Genomic DNA, 19676 nt, shown 5'->3' with positions numbered 1-19676 from the left:
AATTCAAAATTTTTTTATTCTTATTTAGATTGAATTAAAATAAGATTTTATATTTGCAGCAAATCTATAAAGAATGAGTCTAAATAAAAATAACTTTTCACTTTTTTTTCTGCTTTTTTTGAGTCCATTTATTTATTCACAAGAAATAGAAACAGATTCTACTAAAACAGAACAATTAAGTGAGGTGGTTATTACTGGCCAATATAATCCGCAGTCCATAAAAAAATCGGTTCATAATGTAACCGTAATCACGAGGCAGCAAATTGAAAGTCAGGCAGCTAATAACATAGCCGATTTATTAAACTTCAATTTAAATTTAACGATCCTTCCCAGCGCCCAAACCGGGAAATCTAATATTTCGTTTTTTGGATTAGATCAGCAGTATTTCACCATTCTAATTGATAATATTCCTTTAGTTAGTGATAATGGCGTTGGAAATAATATTGATTTAACCCAAATAAATTTAGATGATATTGAGCGCATAGAAATTGTAGAAGGTGCTATGGGTGTAGAATATGGCGCCAATGCTGTTTCTGGAGTTATTAATATTATTACCAAAAAAGCAATTGATGGGAAATGGGAAATACAAACAGGAATTCAAGAAGAGACCGTAGGTAATGAGTACGCTTGGTTTGATGAAGGCCGCCATATACAACTGGTAAATGTATCTCACAATATTAATGATAAATGGTTTGCTAGAGTGGGTTTTAACCGTAATCAATTTGCTGGTTATTTTGGAGAAAGGCAAGGGAAAGATTACTACGGAACAGATAATTTACGCGGGTATGAATGGCTACCAAAAACACAAATAAACAGCAATGCTTTAGTTAACTATCAGTCTGAAGCCTTTAACTTGAACTACCGATTTGATTATTTTAATGAAGAATTAAACTTTTACAATCGTTCCGTTAGAACCAATCCTGATGTTGCTTCACAAACCATTAACCCCACAACCAACGATCGGGTTTACAAAACGAATCGGTTTGTAAATAATTTAAATGTATCTGGCCAATTACAATCGGGTATTAATTATAAAGCATCCTTTTCGTACCAACAGCAAGAACGAAATTTAAATGATTTTACGTATTATATTCTTACGGAAACAAAAGATAATGAAATAGATGAAACCTACCAATCTACGAAAGTTCTTTTCTCCAATGGTGCCGTAAATAACTTAATTAAAACAGATAAATTCAACTTTCAATTAGGCTACGAATTACGTTATATTGAAGGTTTTGATACCCAGGCCTCGGGAAATGAAACCCAAATGGATAAACTACAATCGGTAACTAGTTTGGCAGGTTACGCTTCTGGAGAATACCGTTTTAGCAAAAAATTTTCCGTTAGACCTGGTATGCGGTACGACCATAACTCCCTTTTCAAGTCTAAATTACTAGGGTCTTTAAGTGCGCGTTACCTGTTTGAACACGGTTTTGAACTACGTGCCGAATTAGGAAGCTCCTATAGAACACCAAGCTTTGAAGAACTGTATTATTACTTTGTAGATTCTAATCATGATGTCCGTGGGAATGAAAACCTAAAACCCGAAAACGGTTATACCGCCTTTTTTAATGTGAAAAAGCGTAGCTGGTTTAACGATTTATCTTTGGTTAATGAATTCAAAATAAACTACATATCATTACAAGATAAGATTGATTTGGCTATTGTAAATACAACGCCATTGCAATACCAATATATAAACATTAATAGCTATAAGTTAATGGGTGCAACCCTTAATAACAGTATAAAAGCGGATAATTGGACTTTTAATTTAGGAGCGACATTGCAAGGAATTTCGCGGGTTTTAGATGATGAAATTAATGCCAACGATGATTTTTTGTTTTCCTACCATATTAATTCAAGTGCTACCTATTATGCCAAAAAATGGGACACTTACTTTACCATGCTATATAAGTATAATGGCGAACAAAAAGATTTTGCCGCCAATGGTGACGTAGATAATGAAGGAAATAACATTTTTACACAACAAACTGTTGATGGCTATAGTTGGCTGGATGCATCCATTAAAAAAGAATTTTTCAAAAACACATTTCAAGTAACACTTGGCGCAAGAAACTTACTAGATATTACATCTGTTGATATTCGTAATTCTGCTTCAGATGGCGGTTCTCATGGTGGAAACACTTCCAATTTAACCTTGGGTTACGGACGTTCATTTTATTTAAAACTATTATATAAATTAAACCTTTAAACACTATATATATTATGATTAACAAATTTTTATCTGCACTATTTACAGTCGCTTTATTTACTACTTTTAGTTGTAGTAGTGACGACGATAACACACCATCAGGACCTATTAACGTTGTTATTGAGGGTGCTTCAATTGCACCTCAAATTGGAGGTCCAAACGAGCCTAATCAAATTTATATTGATTTAAGCACAAACACAACAACATCTGTACAACGAGATACTTGGGATTTAGGTTTTTATTCAGGTTCCGATTTTAGAGTGGCCATAAATGGTTCTATTTATATGGCAGCTGCCGAACTTTCTGCTTCAGATATTGATGCCGTGAATGCATCATCCATCGAAGTTCAAACCTTACAACCGCAAGTGGCCGTAGGTACTTTTGAAGATGTTAGTGCTGGTTTTATAGATGCACCTTTTGGTAATATTGACGGGACTGTAATTAAGGCTATTTCTGATGATGCTATTTCAAACCATGTATATTTGGTTAATTTAGGTTATGAAGTAAGCACCGAAACGCCAGCCAATGGTAGCGTAGAAGTTTCAGGCAATCCAAGAGGCTGGAAAAAAATTCGTGTTACTAAAAGCGGAAACGATTACGTTTTACAATATGCGGATTTAGAGGCTACAACTCATAACACCGTGACTATTTCTAAAGACACAAATTACAATTTTACGTTTTTTAGTTTTGATACAGAATCTGAAGTTAGCGTGGAGCCTGCAAAAACGGAATGGGATTTAAACTTTACCGTGTTTACCAATGAAATTACAGGATATGGTGCTTACGGTTACACGGATTTTGTAGTAAATAATAGTAAAGCAGATGCCACGGCTTATATGATTGATACCGATGTGGAAACCGAATTAAGTTATGATAACTTTACACTAGCCAATGTTGTAGACACAAACTTTAGTAACGATCAACGTTCTATTGGAAGTAGCTGGAGAAACGGTGGTGGACCAGGAACTTTACCTTCCCTAAAAGAAAATGTTTTTTACATAGTTAACGATACAGAAGGTAATTTATACAAATTGAAATTTTTAGCACTAACAAATGCTGATGGAGAACGTGGCCATCCTGAATTTGTTTATAGCCTATTACAATAAGTTATCATCAGCTTTCAGAATGATTATCCATAAAAAAAAGCCGCTTCAATTGAAGCGGCTTTTTTTATTTAATCCAAATGATAAATCTCTTGAATATCATCAAGATATTTTTCAAGGTCAATTTTTAAATCAATTAATTTTCCGGTGTGGATATCAAAAACCCAACCATGAACTTCTAACCCTCTATCACGAACCGCTTTTTGCACAGCAGCTGTTTTAATTAAGTTGACACACTGTTCTTGCACATTAAGTTCAACCAATCTATCATAACGCTTGTCTTCACATTCAATAGCATTTAGTTCCACTCTGTGAATTCTATATACATCCCGAATATTACGCAACCATGGATTTAAAATCCCTAAATCTGCAGACTGCATAGCGGCTTTCACACCACCGCAAGCATAATGACCACAAACAATAACATGCTTAACTTTAAGATGGTCAATGGCATAGTTTACTACAGACATGACATTAAGGTCTATACTAATTACCATATTAGCAATATTTCTGTGTACAAAAACTTCTCCAGGAGCTGCACCCATTAATTCTTCAGCCGTAACACGACTGTCAGAACATCCTATATATAAAAGTTCTGGATTTTGCCCATCACTTAAATCTTTAAAATAATCTGAACTAACATCTAGTTTGCCCTGAATCCAGGACTTATTGTTTTCGAAAACTGTTTTTAAATTCATAAATTTTAATATTTAATAGTATACAATTTTGTTTAAGACATTGTTTTCACACGCTAAAAGTATTAAAAATTATAAGGACGACGCATTTATTTTGCAATGCTTTCAATACGTTCTCGTCACATTTTTTTAAATATCGTAACGGGCCAATGTTTAAACGGTTTTAATTTTTTAAGGTTTATTTGAATTAACTTAAGCTTATTTTTGATTTCTGATTTTCATTGAAAAATGAAATAAAACTAGATGGATTTTCAACAATACCACGTTTAGATAAAAGCTTTATACTAATATTTCGTTCTTCCGCTTTATACAGGAAATCTTCTAAAATCTCAATGATATCATGATCTAAATATCTTGTATTAATAAGGTCTAGTTCTAAATACGTGTCTCTTGGCAAACTCTCCAATTCTTTAAGAATAGCTCCTTTATTAAAGAAGGTTACTTCTTCAGCAAGTGTCATTTTTATTTTATGTTTTCCATTGCTCTTATCTTCAATATGAAGAAAGTGCGAATTTTGGTAACTTTTTAAGAGAATAACTACAACACCAACCATTAATCCTAATCCAATGCCAAACAACAAATCCGTAAACACTATACCCACAACCGTAACAATAAAGGGTACCCATTGTTTCCAACCTAAATTATACATATCTTTAAATAAGGTTGGTTTAGCCAGCTTATAACCAACAAGCAAAAGAATGGCGGCTAAAACAGATAGGGGAATCATATTGAGTAATTTAGGAATTAATACCACTGAAATTAACAATAAAAGGCCATGTAAAATAGTTGATAATTTGCTTTTTCCACCCGACTGAATATTAGCCGAACTTCTAACGATTACCTGTGTTATTGGCAAACCACCAATTAACCCCGAAATCATATTTCCTGTCCCTTGTGCCAATAGTTCTCTATTGGTTGGTGTCACGTTTTTATTTGGATCAATTTTATCCGAAGCTTCCACACATAACAACGTTTCTAAACTTGCCACCAAGGCAATAGTAAAGGCCGTTACCCACACATCCACATTGGTAATTACTGAAAAATTTGGAAAGCTAAATTGATTTAAAAAATCGGTAGCATTTTCCGGAATTGGAACACTAACCATGTGTTTATTTCCAATGGAAAGAAAGTCATGATCTTGAAAAAGTGTATAAAAAACAATTCCTAAAACCACCACAACAAATGGTCCTTGTATCAGTTCAAAAAGCTTTGATTTTTTGCTTAATATTTTCTCCCAAAATACAAGTAATAACAAACTAACTATTCCTATTAAAGCCGCTCCAGGGTGAATGTTACTTAACACCGCAAAAAGTTCAGAAAAGGTATTTCCACCATCAATTTCAAAAAACTCTAAATCCCAAGCTGATGCTTCATCATAACCAAAAAAGTTAGGTATTTGCTTTAAAATAATGATAATTCCAATCCCAGTTAGCATACCTTTAATTACGGAAGATGGGAAATAGTACCCAATAATACCCGCTTTTAAAACTCCAAATACTAACTGAATAGCACCACCTAAAACAACGGCTACTAAAAAGTTTTCATAACCGCCAAGAGTTCCAATAGCAGTTAAAACAATGGCCGCTAAACCCGCTGCAGGCCCACTTACACCTATTTTAGAGCCGCTTAAACCACCAACAACAATTCCTCCAATAATACCAGCTATTAATCCCGAAAACAAGGGCGCTCCGCTGGCAAGAGCTATACCTAAACATAAAGGTAAGGCAACAAAAAACACGACAATACTCGCTGGTAAGTCGCTTTTAATATTTTTAAACATACATATAAATAATTGCGCTTCTAATCCGTTTCAGACTAGAAGAGTTAATAAAAAACGAGGCTAATTAATTAGCCAATCACGAAATTATATGATGTTGTAATCGGGTGGAGGTGAAATGAGATTTAAATGGGGTTTTGAATAATTCTTGAAATAATACCCCAAATAATCTTGAGCATTTGTAGCGTATAAATTCTCTAGTTCATTAAAATCACTATTAAAGAGCGGGAATTTAAAATTTTCATTTTCTTCTTCCGTAATGCTATAGAATATAGATACATCTACATTTTCGTCTACTGCAACAATTATTGATGGCGCTGAAATGAACGCCACAAATAAAATAGAAAACAAAATTGCAATAGTTTTTTTACTCATGTAATGATATTGGATGGCAAATATATTATTTTCAATATTTTATTAACGTTAAATTAGATTTAAAATTTCTTTAATAATTTAATATCTGTAGCCGGAATCCATCCAGTTTTGCCATCCGTCAATTTAATTTTCTTCCAATTTTCTACGGTATCTAAAACCTGTACTTTAGTTCCTTCATGGAGTACAAAAGCTTCCGTGCTTCTTAAGTTAGGTTCACTTTTTATTTGACTTTCTTGAGCAAATACAATGGCTGGATTGTTGTTTTTATCTAAATCGTACTTATTGAAAGCTGATACGACTGATCCTAACATTAAAAACAGTCCAATAAATCCTACTGTAAAAGAAAAACGCTTTGTTTTGGTTCCTTTTGCCAAATAATAATTAATAAAAGAAAATACAGCTAAAAACACAAAGCAGATGGCCAAAATGGCCCAAGCATCAAAACTTACAGCGTTTGAAACCTGATTAATAACTTTGGAAACGCCAACTTCTGGAACCACATCAATAGCATCTAAGGTCATGTTTTTTGCAAACGCTATATTTTGATTAATTTCAGCATCATTAGGTGCTAATTGCAAGGCTTTTTCATAATAAAAAATACTTGGCGCAATATGGTTGAGTTTATAATGTGCATTGGCTAGATTAAAATACAGCTCTGCTGAATGCATATCTGTATCCAAAATTTGTTGGTATTTGCTTATAGCTTCTTCGTATTTAGCATCGTTATATAAGGTGTTGGCTTGCTCAAACAATTGCATGTTTTGACCAAGGGAACACAAGCTAATTAAAGCTATTAATAGCGTGAGAAAATATGTTTTATGAAGTTGCATTATCTGTAACATATCTATTTTAATTCTTTATCAATTTTTGAAATTGTTTGCGCTGCACGCTCATAATCTTGTTCCATTTCCACCTGTGTAATTGGTGTGTAACGCGCCAATTCGCAGTTTTTTAAAATGGCCACAAAACCAGTAATAGTTTCTTGGCTTACACTGCCTTTATGCAGCAACTCTTGAATCTTATCCTTACTTAAATCGCTTGTTTCAATATGAACGGTTGCCTTTAAATAGTTGTGTAAGGCTTTTTCTAATGCCACATAAAATGCTTCTTTTTGACCGAGCGCTTTTTTGGCCTCGCTTAAGTATTTCTTGGCTAGCTTATCTGCTTTACGAATTTTATTTCCAAATACATCAGCATCTCGTTTATCCTTATTTTTCTTGAACACAATAACCATAGGTATTGCTAAAAAGGGCATTAAAAGCGCTGCCCAAAACCCTGTAGATTTAAAAAAGTGATCAGGTTTGGTACTTGTAAAATTCGTGCTCGTTTTTATAAATGCAAACTGATTACTATTTAATACCACACGCTGCTTATCACCGCCAACTGCAGTAATATCTTGATTACCTGTTTGGCTTGTTGGACCTTGCAACACATCAATAACTATCTCGTTGGAATTAATGGTTTTATAGGATTCTGTTTTTAAATCGAAATAAGAAAAAGAGATATTCGGGATTGGATATTTTCCTTTAAATTGCGGTACAACCGTATAACTATCTGAAATACGTCCTTGCATGCCGTTTAAATTGGTCCGTACATCTTCCGCATGCTCAGGCTCATAAACTTCCAATGAGCTTGGCAAATTTAATTTAGGCAATTGAAATAATTTCAAATTCCCAGAACCTGATACTTCTACTGTAGCTTGTAAAGATTCCGTCGCATTTAATGACGATTTAGATGTGGTGACTTTAAAGTTAAAATCGCCCACAGCACCTGTAAAATCTGTTGGTTTTCCTTGTTCTGGAAGTGGTTTCACGTTAATAGTTCGTTTACCTGCTGACACTGTTTTGTGCGCTTGTTGCATGAGACGACCACCAAAAATATCGCGTCGGTTTGTTGGAACCTCAACCGTAATATCTAAACTTAATGGTTCAATTTCTAATTCACCTGTTTTTTGTGGATATAATACCGTTTTGCGCAATACCACATAGCGATAATCTTCCCCTTTATAGGTCCCATTTTGCACTTTTAGTTGTCGGATATCTATGTTCTGACTCCAAAAATCACTGTATTTAGGATTGTCAATTTCGCGCCAATTACTAACACCTGTATCTGGTGAAACGTATAATTTATACACAACGGTTATCGCTTCATTTAGAAACGGTTTATCATCTGAAATTTCGGCAACCAGATGAATGTTTTCGGAAGCAATATAATCGGCATTATTGCCATCTTTAGGTGTTTCAACAGCACCTGTAACGACAACAGAAATGGGCGTAGTTTTATAAGTTTCACCGTCAATTTCTATCACAGCCTGATTAATTGTAAACGTTCCTTGACGTTTTGGTGCTAAAAAATAACTGTAGGTTTTAGAATAGGTTCGTTTTCCATTAGCATACGCATAACTTACGGCTTGATTTGGACCACCAACAACCGTGAAATTAGTAAAGTCTGGTGGATTAAAATTATCACCATCTTTATTCATTTCGAAATCAACGCGTAATCGCTCATTAATTCCAAGTCGTTTTTTGCTAACTTTAGATTCAAAGGTTATTTGAGCACTAGCCAACGTACTTGATAGCACTAGTAAAATAACTGTAATGTGTTTTATAAGTTTCATGATATCGTTCTATCCGCTTCTAATTATTTTGTAACCGAATTACCAATCTTTTTCAGTTTGAACTTTAACGCCTTTCTGTTTCTCGGCATTCATTTTTTCCTGCACTTTAGACTCTTGATTGTTCATAGCTTCTAGCAGGTTTTTCATTTGCTGTGGCGACATTTGTCCCGGTTGAGGCTGCGGTGGTTGTTGCTGTTCCTTATCTTTCCCAGGATCTTGATTTTCTTTGCCTTTGTCTTTTTCATCATCTTTAGGCTTGCCATCTTCATCCTCTTTGTCGTCGCCTTCCTTTTTATCTTGATCGCCTTTATCTTTCTGGTCGTCCTGGTCGCCTTCCTTATCCTTATCTTTGTCCTTTTGGTCGTCCTTGTTCTCGTCTTTATTTTCGTCCTGCTTATCTTGGTCTTTGTCCTCGTCCTGGTTTTGGTCTTCCTGTTGCTTGGCACACTCTTGTGCTAATGCTAAATTGTATCGCGATTCATCATCTGTTGGATTGTTTCGCAAGGCATTTTTGTAGGCTTCAACAGCTTCTTTACATTTTTTATTGGTCATTAATATATTTCCAATGTTATGAAAGGCTTGATGTTTTTCAGATTTAGACGTGGCTGCTTTAGCTGATTTTTGCAATTGGTATAAGGCTTCTTCTAAATTACCTTCTAAAATTTGCGAGGTTCCTAAATTATAAACACCTACAGTTTCCGTTGAAGATTCAGAGATAGCCTGACGGTAAGCCATTTCAGCAGAAACAAAATCGTCATTTCCTAAAAGGTCATTTCCTTCAAAGACGAGATTGTTCGCATTTTTAGCGGCTTTTAATTGGGCAGCTTTATCTTCTTCTTGCGAAAAAGAAGCCACCGAAATTAGGGCGAATATGTAAAAAAATAGGTTTTTCATTGGTGCCTTTAAAAGTATAAAACTACTGACTGTTAATGCGTTAAAAATTCTATAAATTATTTCTGAAAATTTTAAAAGTTTTCATTGAATAAATTGAGACGTTTTAGCCAAGCCGTTTTGCGTTCTAATAAGAAAATATCGATAAATAAGAAGAATATAGCAAAGCCTAAAAACCACTGAAATTGATCTTTAAAATCTGCAAATTGCTTGGCTTCATATTCTTGTTTATCCATACCGTTTAATATATCGGTAATCTGCTCTACAACGTTGTTTGTATTACGTCCGTTTATATAGGTTCCATTGGCTTCTTCAGCAATCTTCTTCAAATTATTTTCATCTAATTTTGTAATAACTGTTTCACCATTATTGTCTTTTTTATAATTAAGAACAACGCCATTTCTTTTAATAGGAATGGGTCCGCCTTTTACATCGCCAACCCCAACAGTAAAAATCCTAATACCTTCTTCATTAGCCTCTGCTGCCACATTTTGTGATAATTCAGAATGATCTTCACCATCTGAAATAATTATCAAAACACGATTGGTTTGTTGCTCGTCATCATAATAGGTTTTAGAAAGTTCAATGGCTTCATTAATAGCGGTTCCTTGAGATGATAACATATCCGTATTCATACCTTGTAAAAACATTTTTGCAGAGGCATAATCCGTGGTAATTGGTAATTGTGGAAAGGCCTTGCCCGCATAAGCAATAATACCCACACGATCTCCAGCCAAGTTATTGATGATTTGGGTAACAAGCTGTTTAGATTTTTCTAAACGGTTGGGCGCAATATCTTCGGCTAACATACTTTTGGAAACATCTACGGCAAAAACAATATCAACGCCTTCACGCTTAACGGTTTCTAATTTGGTTCCAATTTTAGGGTTTACCAATGCTATGGCTAAACAAGCAAATGCCAGACTTAAAACAAGTACTTTTAAAACGGTTTTAAATCCAGATTGGTTTGGACTTAAGCGTTTTAACAAACGTTTATCTGCAAACTTATTTTGAGCGCGCTTTTTCCAAAATTGAAGCACCAAATATAGGAGCATAATTACCGGAATAACGGCTAACACCCAAAACCATATTTTTTCTTCTAATTGATACATATTTTATTTCCCTTAAAATGGGAATCTTTTAATATTTATTCTTACTACGTTTAATTTAAACAAAACTCCTAAAAATAGTAATCCGCAATAATACTTCTAACAAGAGTAAAATACCCGCTAAAAACACTAATGGCCTAAACAGTTCTTGATAATTATAAAATTTAAACTCTTCTACTTCTGTTTTTTCTAACTTATTAATCTCGTCATAAATGGCACTTAACTTCTCATTATCGGTGGCACGGAAGTACTTTCCTCCTGTATCATCGGCTATTTGCTGAAGTAAGACCTCATCAATTTCTACTTGCACACGACCATACTGAAATTGTCCATTGGACAACATCCGAACTGGAGATAAAGCCATGCCATTTGTTCCTATACCAATAGTATAGGTTTTTATACCAAATTCAACGGCTAATTCGCTCGCAATTTTAGGATCTATAAATCCAGAATTATTGACACCATCGGTTAATAAAATGATGACTTTACTGATGGCTTTACTATCTTTTAAACGGTTTACGGCTGTTGCTAAACCCATACCAATGGCTGTTCCGCCTTCTATAATGGTATTGTATTCTATGCTTTTCAAGGAGCGTAATACTATAGCTTTATCACTAGTAATTGGTGTTTTGGTATAACTTTCGCCTGCATATTCTACCAAGCCGATTCGGTCATTTGGTCTGCCCTGAATAAATTCGGCAGCCACTTCTTTTAGAGCTTCTAACCGATTTGGTTTTAAATCTTTTGCCAACATACTCGCAGATACATCAATAGCCATAACAATATCAATACCGCGTGTGGTTTTCGTTTTTGTACTGACATCTACCGAACGTGGTCGGGCTAATGCTGTAATTAAAGCGGCCAATGCCAACATACGCAGTACAAATAATAGATGTCTGAATTTTGGCAAAATAGATGGTGTTGCCTGAAAGCCTTTTATGCTGGATATTTTTAATTCAGCCGTTTGTTTATTATGTTTTATGACATACCAAACTATGGCAATTGGAATAAGCAACAATAGCCAAAAAAACTGTTTATCTAAAAAATCGACTCCTTCAAACATCATCATTCTGCTGTTGGTTTTAGTTCAACGGAATTTTCTATACGCGCCACCATTTCAGCGGCATATTCATCATCTTTTTGCCATATAATAATAATTTGCTGAATGATATTCTGTGTTGTAAAATGCAGCAATATATATTCCCCTTCCACAAAAGAATCTGAAGTACCAATTGGAAAGTTTGCATAACCAAAGGTTTTTAATCCTTCCGCATTATTAGGTGTTACAAACTTTTCGTTTTTTACAATAATGTTAGTAACGCCTTTACGTTCCAAATCTTGAATGGCTTTTTCTGCAACAGCTACTAAATTAATAGAGTCTTCAGGTTTCTGATTCTTTAAAACAGCTGTATTTAATGTGATATTTAAGTTGCTCCCTAAACTGCCATAATTAAATGTGGTATAGTCTACTTGCGTGTTTTCACTTTGGGTAGAATCTAATTGTATACGTTTTAAAACTTCAGGCGTTGAAATAATAATAGGAGGAAAACCATAATCACTGCGTACCCAATTACCTTCCAATAATTCCAAACTATTATTTCCAAGTAAGGTGTCTTTTACGTAATTGAAACCATATTTTAAGCCAAAACCTATGAAGGTGGCTATTAATAAACCAACAACCACCAAAGTTGAAATAATTACTTTTCGGCGTTTCTTTTTGCGTGCTTGGGCTTCCTTATATTGTTCGTCTAAAAGTTTTTCTTCTTCAGTAGGTTCTGGTAAAACTTCTTTTACGTGATCAATTTCTTCATCAATTGTTTTTCTATCAAATTTAGCTAATTCTTTATCTGGTGCTGATTTGGCGAATTTTACTAAATCGGCACGTTTAAAAATACTTTCTAGATTTTTAATGGTTTCCAGACTTAAATCAATTTGATTGCCGTCTTTTAATAATCGTAAACGGGAAATAAGCTCATCGGTGGTACTTTCTAAAGCGTGATCATAGACCTTTTCATCTAAATAACGACGGATGGCTAGGGTTAATTCAGAATAGTATTCTTTATAGGCTTCTTCTTCCAAATACCGATGCTCATCTAATTGTTTTAAAGCTAATTTAGCGCGATCATAAGGAGGTAACAACGCTATTTTCTCTTCTTCAGTTAGTGGTTTTTTACGCCAAAGAAACCAATATAATAAAGCTGCTACTAAAGCAATAGCTAATAAAATAATAAGTAGGGTTTTCCACCAGTTGCTGCTGCTTTTTTCTACTGAAATAATAGGCTTAATAGTGTATAAGCCCTGTTTGAGCGTATCAACAATGACTGGATTCACCATAACTTTAAGCGAATCCGTAAAAAGCGTTTTATCGTTTATTATAATTTTTTGCCTCGGAATGGTATACGATCCAGAATCGAATTGGGTTAATCCGTACTTTTTAATCAGATTGAATTTGTCTGCATTTTTAGTAGTATCAATGTCGTAGGTTTCAATAACTTCTAAAGGTAAAAATGTAGCGCCTTCCGGAAAAACAACTAAATCCGTACTATCTGTTTCTACTTCTATTTGAAAAGTAATTTGCTCACCAATTTTAATTTCAGAAACATCGGTAGCCGATTTTACTTGTGCTACAGAAACTGCCGAAAAAAGAAAAAACATACAAGAAAACAGAACCGCAAGTGGTAAACCAAAAACGGAAGATGTATGTTTCTTATAGTATAAATATGGATTCATAAATTGTAATATCAATTAGCTTCTTTGCTTGAAATAGCCTAATAATTTTTTAACATAACTTTCATCCACACGGCAATCAATAACACCTGCTCCTGATTTGGAAAAACTTTCTTTAAAATAAGTAACACGGTCATTATAATGTTTGCTGTAAGCTAAGCGCACACGTTTTGATGCCGTATTTACCAACATACTTTTACCTGTTTCTTGGTCTTGCATTTGGACCATTCCTAAATTTGGTATGTTTTCTTCATGCCTGTCATACACACGAATTCCAGAAATATCATGACGTCCAGCAGCAATTTTTAAATTATGACGATAATCGTCTGCCATAAAATCTGACAACATAAAAACAATGGCTTTCCGTTTCATAACATTCGATAAAAACTTCAAAGCTTCTGCTATATCGGTTTTCTGACTTAGTGGTTTAAACTCGATGAGCTCACGGATAATTCGCAACACATGCGAGCGTCCTTTTTTAGGTGGAATATAAAGTTCAATAGCATCTGAAAATAAAATCAGACCGATTTTATCATTATTTTGAGTAGCCGAAAATGCCAATGTTGCAGCAATTTCAGTAACTATCTCATTTTTAAATTGAGAATCTGTTCCAAAAAATTCAGAACCTGAAACATCTACCATTAACATCATGGTTAGTTCACGTTCCTCTTCAAAAACTTTTATGTGTGGTTCGTTGGTTCTGGCGGTAACATTCCAGTCTATATTTCGAACATCATCGCCATATTGATACTGACGCACTTCACTAAAAGTCATCCCACGACCTTTGAAGGTGGAATGGTATTCACCTCCAAAAATATGATCAGACAACCTGCGTGTCTTAATCTCTATTTTTCGTACTTTTTTTAGTAATTCTTTTGTATCCATCGCTTCAGTAAACAGTGTTCAGTCGCAGTTTTAAGCTTTTCTTGTATTCATATTCCAGCAAACCTTTTAACTGTTTACTGCAACTGAATACTAAAAACTCATTTTACGGTACTTCAATCTCATTTACAATTTTGCTAATAATATCTTCCGAGGTTACGTTTTCTGCTTCCGCTTCGTAAGTAATTCCAATTCTGTGGCGCAATACATCATAAATTACGGCACGAACATCTTCCGGGATTACATAACCACGACGCTTGATAAACGCATAGCATTTTGCAGCTGTTGCCAAGTTAATACTACCACGTGGAGAAGCTCCAAAAGAAATAAGTGGTTTTAATTCTGCCAACTTATATTTTTCTGGGTAACGCGTTGCGAAAATAATATCGAGAATATATTTTTCAATCTTTTCATCCATATAAACCTCGCGAACTGCTTTTTGAGCTTGTATAATTTGATCTACTGTAACAACAGGATTTACTTTATCAAAAGCACCTTTAAGGTTTGACCTCATAATGAGTTGTTCGTCTTCAATTTTTGGATAATCGATGACTGCTTTCAACATAAAACGGTCCACTTGTGCTTCTGGTAGCGGATAGGTTCCTTCTTGCTCAACCGGGTTCATAGTTGCCATTACTAAAAATGGTTTGTCTAAAACAAAGGTTTCATCACCAATAGTAACTTGCTTTTCCTGCATGGCTTCTAATAAAGCCGATTGCACTTTTGCAGGTGCACGGTTAATTTCATCGGCTAACACAAAATTGGCAAAGATGGGTCCTTTTTTTATCTTGAAATCATTTTCCTTCATGTTGTAAATTAGTGTACCAACAACATCTGCAGGTAACAAATCTGGTGTAAACTGGATTCTACTAAAGGAGCCATGAACAGCTTGAGACAGTGTGTTAATAGCTAATGTTTTTGCTAAACCAGGTACACCTTCTAATAAAATATGACCCTGTCCTAACAAACCAATCAGTAAACGTTCGAGCATGTGTTTTTGCCCAACTATTACTTTGTTCATTTCAAACATTAGTAATTCTATAAAAGCACTTTCTTTTTCAATTTTCTCGTTAATAGACGCAATGTCAATTGTACGCGTTTCTTCCATTCTTTTTTTAATTTAAAACACCCGAAAACAGTGGGTTTCTTTAAGAGTGCTAAATTGTTAAAATTTTTGCTTTCATGCTGTTAATAATTGGTTAAAAATTAATGTGTTTTTTATAAGTGAATTATTAAAAATTTAACGATTTCTTTTCAAATTCAAATATAAAACTGTTTAAATTTCATGAAATCACAATTTAATTAACAGGGATAATACAATTAAAAACCAATAGCTATTTAGAAGTATCGTTTTAATTTTTTTGTAATTTCACAGGTGTTTATTACTCCTAATAAACTATCAGAAAAATATAATATATAAATGACACACAAAACAGCTCTAATAACAGGCGCAACAAGCGGAATTGGTCGTGCCACTGCTCACGAATTTGCAAAACACGGCATTCACCTTATTTTATGTGGCAGACGCCAAGACCGTTTGGACACCATAAAAAGTGTGCTCCAAAAACAAACGGAAGTTTATGCCTTAAATTTTGATGTGCGTGACCTTGAAGCTGCACGAACCGCTTTTGAAAGCTTGCCCGCTGAATTCAAACAGATTGACATTTTAATTAACAACGCAGGAAATGCCCATGGTTTGGATACTATTCAAGACGGAAATACCGATGATTGGGATGCTATGATGGATATTAATGTAAAAGGGTTGCTCTATGTAAGCAAGCTAATCATGCCTCAAATGATTGAACGAACATCTGGACACATTATTAATATCGGTTCATCAGCTGGAAAGGAAGTTTACCCAAAAGGAAATATTTATTGTGCCACGAAACATGCGGTTTTGGCTATTACAGAAGGTATGCGAATAGATTTAAATCCCCATGGCATTAAGGTTAGTGCCATTAATCCAGGCTTGGTAGAAACTGAATTTTCTCAAGTTCGTTTTAAAGGTGGAGAACAAGCAAATTCCGTTTATACAGGATACAAAGCGCTGCAACCTGAAGATGTTGCAGAGATTATTTATTTTACCATTAGCAGACCAACTCATGTAAACATTGCCGATTTATTGGTGTTTCCATCCGCTCAAGCTAGTAGTACAATTGTAAAGAAAGATTTATAATTCTTGATTATTTATTTTCTATTATTATTTTTTATTGAAAACAAATTAAAAAAGATTCTCACTTTCGTGGGAATTAAGCATGATTAACAAACGCCTCCTCATAAAAAACTTACTAGCTCATAATGATGAGAACAGTTTCTATGATAAAAAGCGTCAAATAGATATTAGCCTCAAAGAAGGTAAAGCTAAATTTTTAAAGCATGTTTGCGCACTTTCCAATAGCAACCCTAAAAACAACTCCTATATTGTAATTGGAGTTGAAGATGAAGATAGCCAGATTATAGGTGTCGATTTTTTTGATGACAGTAAAATACAAAACCTCATCAATGCCTACTTAACCAATCCGCCAATAGTTCAATATGAGAATATTTCATTTCCGCATTTGCCAGAAGATAAAGTTGTAGGGCTTGTAACTATTAGAGGCACTGGTAAGATAACCTCCCTCCGTAAAAACATTTGGAAGTATTATGGCGGCGCCGTGTTTTTTAGAGATGGTAGCATAAGCATGCCCAAAGTGTTTGATATTGACATTACCGATAACAACTCCGAAATTGTTCAAGCCATTGAAGCACATTCTCAAAACAATATATCTCATACTTTGGACGGTGTTTTCGATTTTATGAAATCTCGAAAAGATTATGAACCACAATACAAAGTTTTTAAAGAGTATTTTGTTGTCTGTTGGGCCGGACAGAAAAAAACAGTAAAAAATGAAACCTTTTATTCGCGTGTAGATATTGAGCTTATTAATGAGCAAGTGCGATTATTTTATTCAGCTCTGGATGAAGTTTCCATATCCTTTACCGAAGATTCCTTTAAAATTATAGAGTACATTAATTTAGGATTGCAAAAAGCCTTTCGGTATTATCCGTTGGAAGAAACAAGTATTCACTTTTCCGAGCATGGAAAATACAATATTAATAGTACACTTGTTTTTGAACCTCCACAATACAATAAAAAAGTATTGCACCATATTTATAACGCTAATAATGCACTTCTAGAAAAAGTAACCAGTAATCACGTATTATCGGAACGTGAGCTCATTGATTTAAAAAATGTACCAGCCACATATTTAATTTGCTACTTAAATGGCTTTGAAGAAGCCATTAATAAACTTATTGACGCGAAATTACTATTGAAAAATTATCCTGAAATATACATACTCTATAAACAAACAATGCGCATTTTAAGAAAAGTACAATATGATTAATGTTAATTACACATAAATACATACCAAAAATAAATTATTTTCCACCAGTTATGTATTTCTTGAAATGTACATATCCTATTTTATCTACATTTGTCTTGCTATTAATCAACTAACATACAAAAGCCTCATTAAAAGTTATTTTACTTTTGGTTTGGCTTTTTGTTTTTTTAGGCACCCTCAATACAGATATAGAACCTTCCTCGATTATAATCATTTTCTTATGAATTTAAACGACATAAAAAAACCGCTATATTTCTAAACTGAAATAAAACGGTTTTTTAATTTCTATGTTGTCAGTCGCTTATAAATCGAACTTAATTCCTTGAGCTAATGGTAACTCATCAGAATAATTTATCGTATTTGTCTGACGTCGCATGTAAACCTTCCAAGCATCAGATCCAGACTCACGTCCACCACCTGTTTCCTTTTCTCCTCCAAAAGCACCACCAATTTCAGCACCTGATGTTCCAATGTTTACATTGGCAATACCACAATCTGAACCTGCGAATGATAAGAATTTCTCGGCTTCTTTCATTTCATTGGTCATAATAGCTGAAGATAATCCTTGTGCCACACCATTTTGTTTGTCAATAGCATTTTCTACGTCTCCTGAATATTTCATTAAATAAAGAACAGGAGCAAATGTTTCGTGCTGTACAATTTCATAATGGTTTTCAGCTTCAATAATAGCTGGTTTTACGTAACAGCCACTTTCGTAACCTTCACCTTCAAAAACACCACCTTCAACCAAAACGGTTCCGCCTTCTGCTTTGGCTCTTTCAATAGCTGACAAGTATGCGTTTACAGCATCTTTATCAATTAATGGTCCAATATGATTTTTTTCATCCAACGGGTTTCCAATAGTTAATTGTTTGTAAGCACCAACAATAGCATCTCTTACTTTATCATAAACCGATTCATGGATAATTAAACGACGTGTAGACGTACAACGCTGTCCAGCTGTTCCTACGGCGCCAAATACCGCACCTGGAACTACTACTTTTAAATCTGCCGTTGGTGTAATAATAATGGCATTATTTCCACCTAATTCTAATAAGGATTTTCCAAAACGTTCTGCAACGGTAACACCAACAATTCTACCCATTCGTGTAGACCCTGTAGCTGAAATTAATGGAATACGTGTGTCCGTAGTCATCATTTCACCAACCTTATAATCACCATTTATAATACAAGAAATACCTTCTGGTAAATTATTATCTTTTAAAACACTGGCAATAATATTTTGACATGCTATAGAACATAACGGCGTTTTTTCGGAAGCTTTCCAAACACAAACATCACCACAAACCCAAGCTAAAGCTGTATTCCAAGCCCAAACTGCCACCGGGAAGTTAAATGCTGAAATAATACCAACCACACCTAATGAATGCCATTGCTCGCGCATAACATGACCCGGGCGTTCTGATGGCATTGTCTGTCCGTTTAATTGTCTAGATAATCCTACGGCAAAATCGCAGATATCAATCATTTCTTGAACTTCTCCGTAACCTTCTTGAAGTGATTTCCCCATTTCAAAAGATACTAATCGTCCTAAAGGCTCTTTTAACTCACGTAATTTATTTCCAAACTGACGCACTATTTCACCACGTTGAGGTGCTGGCATAGCTCTCCAAATTGGGAAAGCAGCTGTTGCAGCATCCATCACTTTTTCATAATCTGCTTTAGTGGTTGTCTTAACTTTGGCAATTAATTTTCCATTAACTGGTGAAATACTCTCAATAACATCACCACTTGAAAAATTATTGGAACCTGTTGATGTTCCTTCATTTATATCTTTAACACCTAATGCTTTTAGGGCTTTTTCAATTCCGAAATCTGTTGCAACTTCTTGCATAAATCTATTTTTTTTAATTATTATTCTTACTATTCGCAAATATACTA

General features: G+C 34.4%; 16 protein-coding genes. 4 read left to right on the top strand and 12 right to left on the bottom strand.

Translation table 11 applies throughout. From position 1 onward, the window contains the following. Positions 1 to 118 precede the first annotated feature (118 nt). A complete protein-coding gene (locus GMA17_RS13785) occupies positions 119 to 2212 on the top strand; it encodes a TonB-dependent siderophore receptor (RefSeq protein WP_248397146.1) in 2094 nt (697 codons plus the stop codon). 14 nt (positions 2213 to 2226) lie between these two features. Then, on the top strand, positions 2227 to 3318 hold the full coding sequence (locus GMA17_RS13780; RefSeq protein WP_248397144.1) for an HmuY family protein: 1092 nt from the start codon (positions 2227 to 2229) through the stop codon (positions 3316 to 3318). Positions 3319 to 3386: 68 nt separating this feature from the next. Here the strand turns inward: GMA17_RS13780 and GMA17_RS13775 are convergent, their stop codons facing one another. The 11 genes from GMA17_RS13775 to GMA17_RS13725 form a co-directional block, all read right to left on the bottom strand. Further along, complete coding sequence (locus GMA17_RS13775) at positions 3387 to 4013, bottom strand: carbonic anhydrase (protein WP_248397142.1); 627 nt, start codon at positions 4011 to 4013, stop codon at positions 3387 to 3389. 184 nt (positions 4014 to 4197) lie between these two features. Beyond that, entirely contained in the window at positions 4198 to 5790 is a 1593-nt protein-coding gene (locus tag GMA17_RS13770) for a SulP family inorganic anion transporter (protein WP_248397140.1), read from the bottom strand. 84 nt (positions 5791 to 5874) lie between these two features. Beyond that, positions 5875 to 6162 carry a hypothetical protein gene (locus GMA17_RS13765; protein WP_248397138.1) on the bottom strand — a complete coding sequence of 96 codons (288 nt, stop codon included), beginning with the start codon at positions 6160 to 6162 and terminating at the stop codon, positions 5875 to 5877. 59 nt (positions 6163 to 6221) lie between these two features. Continuing rightward, positions 6222 to 7004 carry a tetratricopeptide repeat protein gene (locus GMA17_RS13760; RefSeq protein ID WP_371922396.1) on the bottom strand — a complete coding sequence of 261 codons (783 nt, stop codon included), beginning with the start codon at positions 7002 to 7004 and terminating at the stop codon, positions 6222 to 6224. A 2-nt stretch (positions 7005 to 7006) separates the two neighbouring features. After that, positions 7007 to 8779 (bottom strand): BatD family protein, encoded by a 1773-nt coding sequence (locus GMA17_RS13755; protein WP_248397136.1) that lies wholly within the window; start codon positions 8777 to 8779, stop codon positions 7007 to 7009. Between the two features lie 39 nt (positions 8780 to 8818). Then, entirely contained in the window at positions 8819 to 9673 is an 855-nt protein-coding gene (locus GMA17_RS13750) for a tetratricopeptide repeat protein (protein ID WP_248397134.1), read from the bottom strand. Positions 9674 to 9744: 71 nt separating this feature from the next. Then, positions 9745 to 10782: a VWA domain-containing protein gene (locus tag GMA17_RS13745; protein WP_248397132.1), complete on the bottom strand. Its 1038-nt coding sequence runs from the start codon at positions 10780 to 10782 to the stop codon at positions 9745 to 9747. A gap of 55 nt (positions 10783 to 10837) precedes the next feature. Next, entirely contained in the window at positions 10838 to 11842 is a 1005-nt protein-coding gene (locus tag GMA17_RS13740) for a VWA domain-containing protein (protein ID WP_248400685.1), read from the bottom strand. Positions 11843 to 11844: 2 nt separating this feature from the next. Continuing rightward, on the bottom strand, positions 11845 to 13509 hold the full coding sequence (locus GMA17_RS13735) for a BatD family protein (protein ID WP_248397130.1): 1665 nt from the start codon (positions 13507 to 13509) through the stop codon (positions 11845 to 11847). Between the two features lie 15 nt (positions 13510 to 13524). Beyond that, positions 13525 to 14391 carry a DUF58 domain-containing protein gene (locus GMA17_RS13730; protein ID WP_248397128.1) on the bottom strand — a complete coding sequence of 289 codons (867 nt, stop codon included), beginning with the start codon at positions 14389 to 14391 and terminating at the stop codon, positions 13525 to 13527. 103 nt (positions 14392 to 14494) lie between these two features. Further along, positions 14495 to 15496 (bottom strand): MoxR family ATPase, encoded by a 1002-nt coding sequence (locus GMA17_RS13725; protein WP_248397126.1) that lies wholly within the window; start codon positions 15494 to 15496, stop codon positions 14495 to 14497. 312 nt (positions 15497 to 15808) lie between these two features. Here GMA17_RS13725 and GMA17_RS13720 point away from each other — a divergent pair, with 312 nt between their 5' ends. Further along, positions 15809 to 16564 (top strand): SDR family NAD(P)-dependent oxidoreductase, encoded by a 756-nt coding sequence (locus GMA17_RS13720; RefSeq protein ID WP_248397124.1) that lies wholly within the window; start codon positions 15809 to 15811, stop codon positions 16562 to 16564. A 79-nt stretch (positions 16565 to 16643) separates the two neighbouring features. Further along, positions 16644 to 17774 (top strand): ATP-binding protein, encoded by a 1131-nt coding sequence (locus GMA17_RS13715; RefSeq protein ID WP_248397122.1) that lies wholly within the window; start codon positions 16644 to 16646, stop codon positions 17772 to 17774. 301 nt (positions 17775 to 18075) lie between these two features. Here GMA17_RS13715 and GMA17_RS13710 read toward each other — a convergent pair whose 3' ends face one another. After that, complete coding sequence (locus GMA17_RS13710) at positions 18076 to 19629, bottom strand: aldehyde dehydrogenase family protein (RefSeq protein WP_248397119.1); 1554 nt, start codon at positions 19627 to 19629, stop codon at positions 18076 to 18078. Between the last annotated feature and the right edge of the window lie 47 nt (positions 19630 to 19676).

Origin of the sequence: Bizionia sp. M204 (genome assembly GCF_023205095.1) — a bacterium.
Classification (GTDB): domain Bacteria; phylum Bacteroidota; class Bacteroidia; order Flavobacteriales; family Flavobacteriaceae; genus Algorimicrobium; species Algorimicrobium hallyeonense.
This window is presented reverse-complemented; position numbering and strand designations above follow the sequence as displayed.